Source organism: Pseudomonas oleovorans subsp. oleovorans (assembly GCF_002197815.1).
Taxonomy (GTDB): Bacteria; Pseudomonadota; Gammaproteobacteria; order Pseudomonadales; family Pseudomonadaceae; genus Aquipseudomonas; species Aquipseudomonas oleovorans.
On the sequence record NZ_NIUB01000014.1, the window covers coordinates 55,343 to 67,681 of the forward strand.

The 12,339-nt window shown below is 63.4% G+C and carries 10 protein-coding genes; all 10 read left to right on the top strand.

Translation table 11 applies throughout. The features are described 5' to 3' along the window. Nucleotides 1-75 precede the first annotated feature (75 nt). On the top strand, nucleotides 76-1,680 hold the full coding sequence (locus PSOLE_RS10535) for a response regulator (protein WP_074856137.1): 1,605 nt from the start codon (nucleotides 76-78) through the stop codon (nucleotides 1,678-1,680). A 96-nt stretch (nucleotides 1,681-1,776) separates the two neighbouring features. Further along, nucleotides 1,777-3,741 carry a methyl-accepting chemotaxis protein gene (locus PSOLE_RS10540; RefSeq protein WP_074856139.1) on the top strand — a complete coding sequence of 655 codons (1,965 nt, stop codon included), beginning with the start codon at nucleotides 1,777-1,779 and terminating at the stop codon, nucleotides 3,739-3,741. 326 nt (nucleotides 3,742-4,067) lie between these two features. Next, nucleotides 4,068-5,852 carry a protein-disulfide reductase DsbD gene (gene dsbD / locus PSOLE_RS10545; RefSeq protein WP_074856141.1) on the top strand — a complete coding sequence of 595 codons (1,785 nt, stop codon included), beginning with the start codon at nucleotides 4,068-4,070 and terminating at the stop codon, nucleotides 5,850-5,852. Between the two features lie 265 nt (nucleotides 5,853-6,117). After that, the gene (aroQ, locus tag PSOLE_RS10550) at nucleotides 6,118-6,564 is read left to right on the top strand and encodes a type II 3-dehydroquinate dehydratase (protein ID WP_074856144.1); all 447 of its coding nucleotides are present in this window, start codon (nucleotides 6,118-6,120) and stop codon (nucleotides 6,562-6,564) included. A 50-nt stretch (nucleotides 6,565-6,614) separates the two neighbouring features. After that, nucleotides 6,615-7,076, top strand: coding sequence for an acetyl-CoA carboxylase biotin carboxyl carrier protein (accB, locus tag PSOLE_RS10555; protein ID WP_004425115.1), 462 nt, complete (start codon nucleotides 6,615-6,617; stop codon nucleotides 7,074-7,076). Between the two features lie 17 nt (nucleotides 7,077-7,093). Next, nucleotides 7,094-8,449, top strand: a complete 1,356-nt coding sequence (gene accC / locus PSOLE_RS10560; RefSeq protein WP_074856146.1) for an acetyl-CoA carboxylase biotin carboxylase subunit — start codon at nucleotides 7,094-7,096, stop codon at nucleotides 8,447-8,449. Between the two features lie 128 nt (nucleotides 8,450-8,577). Next, nucleotides 8,578-9,456 carry a 50S ribosomal protein L11 methyltransferase gene (gene prmA / locus PSOLE_RS10565; protein ID WP_074856148.1) on the top strand — a complete coding sequence of 293 codons (879 nt, stop codon included), beginning with the start codon at nucleotides 8,578-8,580 and terminating at the stop codon, nucleotides 9,454-9,456. A gap of 53 nt (nucleotides 9,457-9,509) precedes the next feature. Then, nucleotides 9,510-10,787 carry a DUF3426 domain-containing protein gene (locus PSOLE_RS10570; protein WP_074856150.1) on the top strand — a complete coding sequence of 426 codons (1,278 nt, stop codon included), beginning with the start codon at nucleotides 9,510-9,512 and terminating at the stop codon, nucleotides 10,785-10,787. Between the two features lie 219 nt (nucleotides 10,788-11,006). Continuing rightward, the gene (gene dusB / locus PSOLE_RS10575) at nucleotides 11,007-12,005 is read left to right on the top strand and encodes a tRNA dihydrouridine synthase DusB (protein WP_026088754.1); all 999 of its coding nucleotides are present in this window, start codon (nucleotides 11,007-11,009) and stop codon (nucleotides 12,003-12,005) included. Continuing rightward, nucleotides 12,002-12,322: a DNA-binding transcriptional regulator Fis gene (gene fis, locus PSOLE_RS10580; protein WP_003242613.1), complete on the top strand. Its 321-nt coding sequence runs from the start codon at nucleotides 12,002-12,004 to the stop codon at nucleotides 12,320-12,322. Before dusB ends, fis begins: the two co-directional genes overlap by 4 nt. The last annotated feature ends 17 nt before the right edge of the window (nucleotides 12,323-12,339 follow it).

The following is a 12,339-nucleotide window of genomic DNA, read 5'->3' on the forward strand; positions in this document are numbered from 1 at the left end:
GACGGCAATGTCAGCGCCTCCAGCAGCTGATAGCATAAAGCCACCACTGACTTAACCACCTATAGAAGTCGGCCCATGACCGAGCACCCAGATCCCAGTCGCGATCGCCTCAAGCATCACTTCGCCCAGCGCGTGATTCACCAGGCGCGCCAGGTGCTGGAAGTCTGGCAGCGCCTGCAGCGCAGCGAATGGAACGATGCCGGCATGGCCGAGCTGACCGAGGCCAACCTGCGCCTGCTGCGTTACGCCGAGCGCTTCGAGCAGATCGAGCACGCGCAACTGGCGCAAAGCATTGGCACCAGCCTCGATGAGGTCGTGGAAAATCGCGGCCGTCTCAACAGTACGCTGATCGCTCGCCTCAATCAGGCCATGCAACGCCTTTCACGTACCGGCCTGCGCCATAGCGACGCCTTCGAGCAAACCTTCCTGCCACCGCTGCGCAAACCGGTGTATCTCGCCCTGCAGGACGCCCAACGCGCCGAGCGCCTGGCCCAGCAACTGGAGTTCTTCGGCCTGGCCGCGCAGGCACTGAGCGATGAACGTGCTTTCCGAGCCGCCATCACCGAACGCCACCCCGCCGCCATCGTCATGGACGTCGACTTCGCCGGCGCCGGGCTGGAGCTGGCAGGCTCGGTGCAGGAAGGCCTGGAGCAGAAGATTCCTCTGCTGTTCTTCAGCCATTGCGACACCGACACCCCGACACGCCTGGCCGCCGTACGCGCCGGCGGCCAGGAGTTTTTCACCGGCTCGCTGGATGCATCGAGCCTGCTCGAACGCATCGAAGTGCTGACTCACGTCTCGCAATACGACCCGTACAAGGTGCTGATCGTCGACGACTCCAAAGCCCAGGCGACGCACACCGAGCGCGTACTCAACAGTGCCGGCATTCTCACCCACACCCTTACCGAGCCTATCCTGGCGATGGATGCGCTGGCCGAGTTCCAGCCGGATCTGATCATCCTCGACATGTACATGCCCGAGTGCAACGGCACCGAACTGGCCAAGGTGATCCGCCATAACGACCGCTACGTCAGCGTACCGATCATCTATCTGTCGGCCGAGGACGACCTCGATAAGCAGCTCGATGCCATGAGCGAGGGCGGCGACGACTTCCTCACCAAGCCGATCAAGCCACGCCACCTGATCGCCACCGTACGCAACCGCGCGGCACGTGCGCGCAACCTCAAGGCGCGCATGGTGCGTGACAGCCTCACCGGCCTGTACAACCACACCCATACCCTGCAACTGCTCGACGACGCCTGCTACCGCGCACGCCGTGAAGAGCAGCCGCTGGCCTTCGCCATGCTCGACATCGACCACTTCAAGAAGGTCAACGACACCTACGGCCACCCCATGGGAGACCGGGTGATCAAGAGCCTGGCGCTGTTCCTCAAGCAACGCCTGCGCAAGACCGACCATATCGGCCGTTATGGCGGCGAGGAATTCGCCGTGGTACTGCCCGACACCGATGAACAATCGGCGCTCAAGGTACTGGAGGAAATTCGCCAGCGCTTCGCCGAAATCCATTACCCAGCCCAGCCGCAGGATCTGTCCTGCACCTTCAGTTGCGGCATTGCCATGCTGCAACCAGGCCTGGATGGCAATGCCCTGTCCAAGCGCGCCGACGAAGCACTGTACAAGGCCAAGCATGGCGGGCGTAATCGGGTCGAGCTGTACTGATAGCAATCTGATTGCACTTACCCCTGTGCCGTCATAAAACAGCAACCAAACCGCAATAAGCTCGCGACCATCGTCCAGTCGTCGATCGAGCCCGCCATGCGCCTCAAGCTGCTCACCAACCTCAATACAGCGCTGCTGGTCACTGTCTGCGTCGCGCTGGCGGCCACGCTCTGGTGGTCGCAGCGCGCCTTGCAACAGCCCATGCAACTGATGGCACGCTACCTGACGCTGTCCCAGCAGTTCCAGAGCCAGGTGGCCGATAACATCCTGGCCTACCTGGCCAGCGGCAATACCGTGCAGCACAGCACCGCGACCCAGGCCATCGACACCTTCGAGCAAGACCTTGCGCAACTCCCACCGCAACTGATCGTCGAACTGCGCCCAAGCCTCGAGCAACTGCGCGACTTCAGCGCCAATCAGTTGCTGGCGGCCGGCAAACTGGCCGGCGACCCACAAGGGCTGCTGCTGCAGGCCGAACGCGAGATGCTCGCCACGCTGGAACAACTGAGCCAGTACGTCGCAGATGCCAGCAGCCCCGCCGCCGGTGACTACCGCAAACCACTGCAGGAAGCCGGTTCGCGCCTGCTGAGGCTGGCCCACGCCCGCGAGCGCTTCATCGGCCAGGGTCGTAGTGAGCTACTCGGCGATGTCGAACGCGAACTCAAGGCTCTTGCTCAGCTGGCAGAGGCGCTGGATAAGTTGCCGCTACTCGGCGTACAGCAGGCCGATAGCTCTGCCAGCGTCGGTTTCGCCGCGCTGCTAGGTCTGGATGAGGCACAGCAGGAGCAACAGGCGCAGGACCGTGGCATCGAGCTGAAGCGTGAGTTGAATGCCCTGGTACGTCGCTACCCCGGTGAACTGCAGCGCACCCGTGAGCTGGTCGAGCAACGTCAGCAACTGGCCGTAACCACCACCGAACGCGTGACCCAGGTGCAACAGGCACTGGCGGCGCTGGAGCCGCTGGTGCAGAACGAATATGACCGCATCCAGGGTGAAGTACGCCTGCTCCAGGGCCTGATGATCGGCCTGATCCTGCTGATCGCCCTGCTCATCGACCGCATCCAGCGGCGCCTGTCGCAGGTGCTGGGCCATCTGGTTCCTGCCCTGTCGCGCTGGGCCAGCGGCGACTTCGCCATGACGATCACGATCGATTCGCGCACCCGCGAATTGCGTGACATCGAGGATTCGCTCAACCACCTGCGCCGCTACCTGGTGGAGCTGGTCGCCAGCATCCGCCATCACGCCGAACAGGTTGCCGACTCCAGCCACACGCTGGCCGACCTCACGGGAGGCCTGCACGCTGGCGCCGAACGCCAGGCCGGCGATACGGCATTGATCCGTGATGCGCTGGGCGAGCTGGAAGCAACCATCGGCCAGGTCGCCGAGGATGCCAGCCAGACCGCCGACGCCAGCCGCGACGCCGACCGCGCCTTGGTCCAGGGCCAACAGGTCATCGGCCAGAGCCTGGAAGGGCTGTATGCCCTGGTCACCGAGGTGCAGGGCAACGCCCAGGCCATCGAGCGCCTGGCCGACGAGACTGCCACCATCGGCAGCGTGCTCACGGTGATTCGCGGCATTGCCGAACAGACCAACCTGCTCGCCCTCAACGCCGCCATCGAGGCCGCGCGCGCCGGCGAGGCCGGCCGCGGTTTCGCCGTGGTCGCCGACGAGGTGCGCTCACTGTCACAGCGCACCGGCAGCGCCACCGCGGAAATCCAGGATGTCATCGGCCGCTTGCAACAAGCCGCGCATCAGTCGGTACAGACCATGCGTGCCCAGGTCGAACACGCCGAAGCGACCGCGGGCAAGGCCGAAGCGGCCGATGGTGCGCTGGACGAGATCGTCAGCGCCATCCGCACCATCGCCAGCATGGCCGGGCGCATCGCCGAGGCCACTGCCCAGCAGAGCGATGCGGTCAGTGAGATTCGCGAACATGGCGAACGCATCCACCAACTGGGCGACGACAACCTCGGCCTGATCGCCAACGGACGCAGCGAGAGTGAACGCCTGCTGCACTTGGGTGGCCAGTTGCACAGCGCCGTACAGGCGTTTCGCGTCTAACAGGCCGTTGAAAAACGTAGGCGAGGCAGCCAATGCAAGGCAAAAATAGGCGAAAAGCGGAGTTTACGAGCTGTAAATGAGCATTTTGATCGGACTCGCGCACGAGCCTGTTTTTAACGCAGCAGTAGCAACGCAGATAGTTTTTCAACAGCCTGCTAAGCGCCTGCGACACGGCAGCGCAGGCTTGATCTGCACGGGAACTCGACAAGGCCGGCCTGCTCCAAGGTTCCGCTCATCCCGGCAATCGACGCCCCGGCGCGGCGACGACGATACGGGTGAGCGCTTTCCGGTATCATGCCGCCACCTTTCGCCGAGATATTCGCCCGATGTCACTGTGTCGACTGCTGCTTCCCCTGCTTCTGCTCTGCCTGAGCCTGCCCGCCAGTGCCAACCTGTTCGACCAGCGCCCTGCTACCTCGCCGATTGGCGCACCGCTGAACAACAGCAGCGATTTCCTGCCGGTGCGTGAAGCCTTCAAGCTGAGCCTGGTGAGCAGCGACTCACAGGCAGTGACGCTGCGCTTCGTCGCGGCCGAGGGTTACTACCTCTATCGCCATCGATTCAATTTCAGCGTCGAACCGGCGGACTTGGTGCTCGGCGACGCCCAATTGCCAGCAGGCGAAGCCAAGCACGATGAATACTTCGGCGATGTCGAGGTGTACTACGGCGTGCTGGATATCCGCGTGCCGCTGGACAACCCGGATAACCGCCCGCTGCGCCTGCAGGTGGACTATCAGGGCTGCGCCGACAAGGGCCTGTGCTACCCGCCGGAAAGCGAGTTCATCGAGGTCGGTGATATGCCTGCCGCCAACAGCAGCGATGGGGCATCGATGGCATCCGGCTGGAACTGGAAAGAGCTGGCGCTGTTCTTCCTCGGCGGTCTGGCACTGACCTTCACCCCCTGCGTGCTGCCGATGCTGCCGATCCTCTCCGGCGTGGTGCTGCGCGGCCAACTGGGCGGCCTGCGCAGCCTGACCCTGTCACTGGCTTATGTCCTGCCGATGGCCGCCTGCTTCGCCATTCTCGGCACGCTGATGGGGCTGTTCGGCGCGGGCCTCAATCTGCAGGCTCGCCTGCAATCGGCCTGGGTATTGGTGCCTTTCGCCGCCTTCTTCGCCTTCTTCGCGCTGGCCATGTTCGGCCTGTTCGAGCTGCGCCTGCCTCGTTTCATCAGTGAACCTCTGGATCGCCTGGCAGGCAAAACCCATGGCGGCTCGCATCTGAATGCAGCCCTGCTCGGCGTACTCTCCAGCCTGCTGGTCAGCCCCTGCGTTTCGGCGCCGCTGGTCGGTGCCCTGCTTTATATCAGCGCCAGTGGCGATGCCTTGGGCGGCGGCCTGAAGCTACTCGCGCTCGGCCTCGGTATGGGTACGCCGCTGGTGCTGTTCGCCGTTGGCGGAGGTGCGCTGCTGCCGAAAACCGGCACTTGGATGGTCACGGTGCGCAATGCCTTCGGCGTGCTGCTGCTGGCCGTTTCGGTCTGGCTGCTCGAGCGCGTACTGCCGGGCAGTCTCAGTCTGGCTCTATGGGGGCTACTGGCTGGCGGTGTGGCGGTATTCCTCGGTGCGCTGGAGTTCGGCCCCAAAACACATCGACAAAAGCTCGGCCAGATCGCCGGTCTGGCACTGCTGGTCTATGCCCTGGCCGCCTGGGTCGGTGCGCTACAGGGTGCAAGCGACCCGCTCAAGCCACTCGGCCAGCTGGCTGGTGCCGGCCAAAGCAGCGCCAAGAGCGGTGCCTGGCAAACCCTGAGCAGCCCCGCCGAACTGGACGCCGCACTGGCCGAGGCCAAAGCCGGCGGCCAACCGCTACTGCTGGACTGGTACGCCGACTGGTGCATCAGCTGCAAGGTCATCGAGCGCGAGGTGTTCGGCAATGCCGAAGTAGGCAGCAAACTGGCCGGCTGGCGCCTGATCCGCTTCGATATCACCGAAAGCAATGCCGCCCAGCGCGCTCTGCTGGATCGTTACAACCTGTTCGGGCCACCGGCCATCCAGTTGTTCGCCGGCAATGGTGACGAATTGCTCGATCTGCGTGTCGTAGGTGAGATCAATGCCGCCACCTTCGCGGGCCGTCTGGATCAGGCAAGTAGCCGCCTAGGAAAACGCTGAAAAGCCCCAAACCGTCACTCCCGCGAAGGCGGGAGTCCAGGTACTGCGGGGTCTGGATTCCCGCCTTCGCGGGAATGACGACTATTTCAGACCATCCCCAGGTAGCTGAACGCCGCCAAGACGATCATCGCTAGCGCCTGGCAACGACCAAAACCAACGCTATAGTCATATTTCTGCCGCAAACAGCAGGCATCGTGTCGACTATTGCTGACATCGCGCAGCTGCGGCATAGTCCTGCGCAGCCCGAACAACAAGGAACGCGACCATGGCCACCCTACTGGTGCTGCACGGCCCCAACCTCAACCTGCTGGGCACCCGCGAGCCCGACAAATATGGCGCCACCACCCTGGCCGAGATCAATCAGGATCTGGAGCGCCGCGCCCGCGAGGCTGGCCACCACCTGCTGCATCTGCAGAGCAATGCCGAATACGAATTGATCGACCGCATTCACGCCGCAAAGGGTGAAGGTGTCGACTTTATCCTGATCAATCCCGCCGCTTTTACCCATACCAGCGTCGCATTACGTGACGCATTGCTGGCGGTGAGCATCCCATTCATCGAAGTGCACCTGTCCAACGTGCACAAGCGTGAACCTTTCCGCCATCACTCCTATTTTTCCGACGTTGCAGTAGGGGTGATCTGCGGCCTTGGCGCCAGCGGTTATCGGCTGGCCCTGGAAGCGGCACTCGAACAACTGACCGGGCGCGCCTGACGCGACGCTCGGTAGACAAGTCCTACCTCACCTCTGGGAGTTGAACCTTCATGGATATCCGTAAAGTCAAGAAACTGATCGAGCTGCTGGAAGAGTCCGGTATCGACGAGCTGGAGATCAAAGAGGGCGAAGAGTCCGTACGTATCAGCCGCCACAGCAAGCAGCCGGCCTACGCGCCGCAGCCGGTCTACGCTCAGGCTCCTGCGCCGGTCGCCGCCCCGGTTGCCGCAGCTGCACCGAGCGCTGACGCTGCCCCGGCCGCCGCACCGAAACTGAACGGTACCGTCGCGCGCTCGCCGATGGTCGGCACCTTCTACCGCGCGGCTTCGCCGACCTCGGCCAACTTCGTCGAAGTCGGCCAGACCGTGAAGAAAGGCGACATCCTGTGCATCGTCGAAGCCATGAAGATGATGAACCACATCGAGGCCGAAGCCAGCGGCGTGATCGAGTCCATCCTGGTGGAAAACGGCCAGCCGGTTGAGTACGACCAGCCCCTGTTCACCATCGTTTGATGCCCGGGGAGCCTGCAATGCAGAAGCTGGAAAAAGTCCTGATCGCCAACCGTGGCGAAATTGCCCTGCGTATCCTGCGTGCCTGCAAGGAGCTGGGTATCAAGACGGTGGCCGTGCACTCCACCGCCGACCGCGAACTGATGCACCTGAGTCTGGCCGACGAATGCGTCTGCATTGGCCCGGCTCCTGGCTCGCTGTCGTACCTGAACATCCCGGCGATCATCAGCGCAGCTGAACTGACCGGCGCCACGGGCATCCACCCGGGCTACGGCTTTCTCGCCGAGAACGCCGACTTCGCCGAACAGGTGGAGAATTCCGGTTTCGCCTTCATCGGCCCTAAAGCCGACACCATTCGCCTGATGGGCGACAAGGTATCGGCCAAGGAAGCCATGATCAAAACCGGCGTACCGGTAGTTCCCGGCTCCGACGGCCCGCTGCCGGAAGACGAGGAAGAAGCCCTGCGCATCGCCCGTGAAGTGGGCTACCCGGTGATCATCAAAGCTGCTGGCGGCGGCGGTGGTCGCGGCATGCGCGTGGTGCATAAGGAAGAAGACCTGATCAAGTCGGCCAAACTGACCCGCACCGAAGCCGGTGCAGCGTTCGGCAATCCGATGGTCTATCTGGAAAAATTCCTCGGCAACCCGCGCCACGTCGAAGTCCAGGTGCTGTCCGACGGCCAGGGCAACGCGATTCACCTGTACGACCGCGACTGCTCGCTGCAGCGTCGCCACCAGAAGGTGATCGAAGAGGCTCCGGCCCCACTGATCGACGAGAAGGCCCGCGCCGAAGTGCTCAAGCGCTGCGTCGATGCCTGTGTCGAGATCGGCTACCGTGGCGCCGGCACCTTCGAGTTCCTCTATGAAGACGGTCGTTTCTACTTCATCGAGATGAACACCCGCGTTCAGGTGGAGCACCCGGTCACCGAGATGGTCACTGGTATCGACATCGTCAAGGAGATGCTCAGCATCGCCGCTGGCAACAAGCTGTCGATCAAGCAGGAAGACGTGAAGATCCTCGGTCACTCGGTCGAGTGCCGGATCAACGCCGAAGACCCGGACAACTTCATGCCCAGCCCAGGCAAGGTCAAGCATTTCCATGCTCCGGGCGGTAATGGCGTGCGCGTCGATTCACACCTGTACAGCGGCTACAGCGTTCCACCGCACTACGACTCGCTGATCGGCAAGCTGATCACCTTCGGCAAGGACCGTGACGAAGCCATGGCCCGTATGCGCAATGCCCTGGACGAGATCGTGGTCGATGGCATCAAGACCAACGTGCCGCTGCACCGCGACCTGACTCGCGACAAGGGTTTCGTCAAAGGTGGCGTTAACATCCATTACCTGGAAAAGAAACTGGGTATGGACAAGCACTGAGTCCTGACTCGCTGCTTCACAGGGGCTGCCTTCGGGCGGCCCCTGTCGTTTCAGCGGTCGAACTGGCAAGCCGCCCGCCCCATCAAGTAAGCTGCGCGGCCAAACGCGCGCCCTTCACGAGGTTTTCCATGCCCTGGTTACAAGTCCGTCTCGCCATCACTCCTGAGCAGGCAGAAACCTACGAGGATGCGCTGCTGGAAGTGGGCGCCGTATCGGTAACCTTCATGGACGCCGAAGATCAGCCGATCTTCGAGCCGGATCTGGGCACCACCCCGCTGTGGTCGAACACCCACCTGCTGGCCCTGTTCGAGGCCGACACCGACGAGACCGCACTGCTCGCCCACCTGCAACTGCTGTGTGGCGGCGCACTGCCGGAGCATCATGTCGAGCGCATCGAGGACCAGGACTGGGAACGCAGCTGGATGGATGGCTTCCAGCCGATGCGCTTTGGCCAGCGCCTGTGGATCGTGCCGAGTTGGCACGCCGCGCCGCAGCCGGACGCGGTCAATCTGCTGCTCGATCCAGGCCTGGCCTTCGGCACCGGCACCCACCCGACCACCGCACTGTGCCTGGAATGGCTCGACGGCCAGAATCTGGACAACTGCAGCGTGCTCGACTTCGGCTGCGGCTCGGGCATCCTGGCGATCGCCGCCCTGTTGCTCGGTGCGCCGCAGGCAGCGGGCACCGATATCGACCCGCAGGCGCTGGAAGCCTCGCGCGACAATGCTTCGCGCAACAGCATCGATCCGGCGCGCTTCCCGGTGTATCTGCCGGCCGACCTGCCTCAGCAGCCTGCCGACGTGGTCGTCGCCAACATCCTCGCCGGCCCGCTGGTTTCTTTGGCACCTCAGATCACCGCGCTGGTCAAAAGCGGTGGACGCTTGGCGCTGTCGGGTATCCTCGCCGAACAGGCTGAGGAAGTCCGCGCCGCTTACGCAAGCGCCTTCGACCTCGACCCAACGGCCGTCAAGGACGGCTGGGTGCGCATCAGCGGCGTCAAGCGCTGAACCGCGCGCAGTCGTTGCGTTAGACTAGCTGCTTGGATTTTCCGGACCCGCGCATGAGCGAAAGCCACGTCACCCAGTGCCCCAATTGCCGTACCAGCTTCCGCGTCAGCCAGGCGCAGCTGGCTGCTGCCCATGGCGCAGTACGCTGCGGTGCCTGCCTGCACGTGTTCAATGCTGCCGAACAACTGTTCGGCCCGCGTGCCGTCGCACCTGCGCCAGCGGCAGCTAAAACGGTGAGCGCTCCGGCCACAGCCCAGCCCGACACACACACCAGGCCGCCAGCGACCAAGCCCGCCGACGATACCCTGTGGATTCATGACGATCTCGACCTGGACAGCCTCAACCTCGATGAGGAACTGGCCAGACTGGAGGAGCAGGAACAGCAGTTGTCGCAGCAGTTCCTCGCGCTGGAACAGGCGCCGCGCTACGCCGAGAATTTCGGCAGCCGCACGACGGACGAGCCCGACGACGTGCATGACGAAGCCTGGGCCGAAGCCCTGCTGCGTGACGAGCCGGTGAAGCGCGAGCGCGACAGCTTCGAACTGCAACCGACTGAAGAGCAGCCTGAACCGATCACCGCACCTGAGCCCAAAGCGGCCATTGAATTCGTCGCTCCCGCCGCGCCCCGCAAGCAGCAGCCCATCGCCGATGACCTCGACGACTCCGTTGAGCCGCGCCTGGGTGATCTCGATGACGAGCAGACCGAACCGGAGCGCCAGGACAAAGACCTGCGTACGGCACCTGAAGAACCCAAGGTAGTACGCAACGAGCCGGGGCTGCGCGAGGAACGGCTGTTCGAACTGGACGACGAACCCCTGCAACTCGACTGGCACCAGCCACCGGCCACATCATGGGGCCGTCTGTTCGGCTGGTGCTTGCTCAATCTGCTGGCGGCTGCTGGCCTGCTGGCACAATACGCTGCCTACAACTTCGATGAGCTGGCACGCCAGGACCGCTATCGCCCCTGGTTCGAACAACTGTGCCCGAACATCGGCTGCACCCTGCCCTCGAAAGTCGACATCAGCCAGATTCGCAGCAGCAACCTGGTGGTACGCAGCCACCCGGAGTTCTCCGGCGCACTGATCGTCGACGCCATCCTGTACAACCGCGCGCCTTTCGCCCAACCCTTCCCGCTGCTGGAGATGCGCTTCGCCGACCTGGGCGGACAACTGGTCGCCAGTCGTCGCTTCAAACCCAGCGAGTACCTGGCCGGCGAGCTGGCCGGACGGAGCGAGATGCCACCGCAGACGCCCATCCACCTCTCCCTGGACATCCTCGACCCCGGCCCTCGCGCGGTGAACTACAGCCTGAGCTTCCATTCGCCCGAGTAGTCTGGAGACGGCGCGCCCCGTGGTCGCAGGTCTTCCATCTAACTGCTGGCGATCAGCCCATAGCTGTTCAGAATTTGTTCAAAACGACCTTTATCCGGTCATCCAGAGCGGGTATCATGCCCACCCTTTCGCGAGCACCGCCCCACCATCGTCTTCCCCGCCGAACACAGTGGAGGGCAGGTTTTGATCGCAATCGACCAAACCCAGCAGGGACGCCCCATGTCGGCCCCACGTATTGGCCCTTACACATTGCCCAATCGGTTGATCCTGGCCCCCATGGCCGGTGTTACCGATCGCCCGTTCCGCCAGCTGTGCCGCCGCCTCGGCGCCGGCCTGGTGGTGTCGGAGATGGTCACCAGCGATGTGCGCCTGTGGAACAGCCGCAAGTCCAGTCTGCGTTTGCTGCATGCCGGTGACCCCGAGCCGCGCTCGGTACAGATCGCCGGTGGCGACCCGCAGATGATGGCCGACGCAGCACGCAAGAACGTCGAATTGGGCGCGCAGATCATCGACATCAACATGGGCTGCCCGGCCAAGAAGGTCTGTAACAAGGCCGCCGGCTCCGCCCTGTTGCGTGACGAGCCGCTGGTACGGGAGATCCTCGACGCCGTGGTCGGTGCGGTGGACGTGCCGGTGACCCTGAAGATTCGCACCGGCTGGGACCGGCAGAACAAAAACGGCATTACCGTGGCGAAAATCGCCGAAGATGCCGGCATTGCTGCACTGTCCGTACACGGTCGCACCCGCGCCGACCTTTATACCGGCGAAGCCGAGTACGACACCATCGCCGCCATCAAGCAGGCGATATCAATTCCGGTGTTCGCCAATGGCGACATCGACTCTCCACAGAAGGCCAAGGCCGTGCTCGACGCCACTGGCGCCGACGCCCTGCTCATTGGCCGCGCCGCCCAAGGGCGGCCGTGGATCTTCCGTGAAATCGAGCACTACCTGCGTACCGGCGAAACCCTGCCGGCACCGAGCCTGCTCGAAGTGGAACGCATTCTGCTAGAGCACCTGGCTGCACTGCACGCCTTCTATGGCGAATTGATGGGCACGCGTATCGCCCGCAAGCATGTCGGCTGGTATCTGGCAACCCTGCCGGGCGCCAGGGAGTTTCGCGCCCAATTCAACCGTCTGGACAGTACGGACGCACAGTGCGCCCACGTTCGCGCGTTCTTCCGCGAACGGCACAACGATGGAAACGAGGTGGCCGCATGACGTTGATGACAGAGACCCTAGTGAGTGGAATTGCACCCGTGAGTGACAACACCAGCCTTAAACAGCACCTGAACACGCCGAGCGAAGAGGGCCAGACCCTGCGCGGCGCCGTGGAGAAGGCGTTGCACAATTACTTCGCCCATCTCGAGGGCGCGGACGTCACCGACGTGTACAACCTGGTGCTCACCGAAGTCGAAGCGCCGCTGCTGGAAACCGTCATGAATCATGTGAAAGGTAACCAGACCAAGGCCTCCGAGCTGCTCGGCCTGAACCGCGGCACGCTGCGCAAGAAGCTCAAGCAGTACGACCTGCTGTAACCCTGAACTCCCGAAAA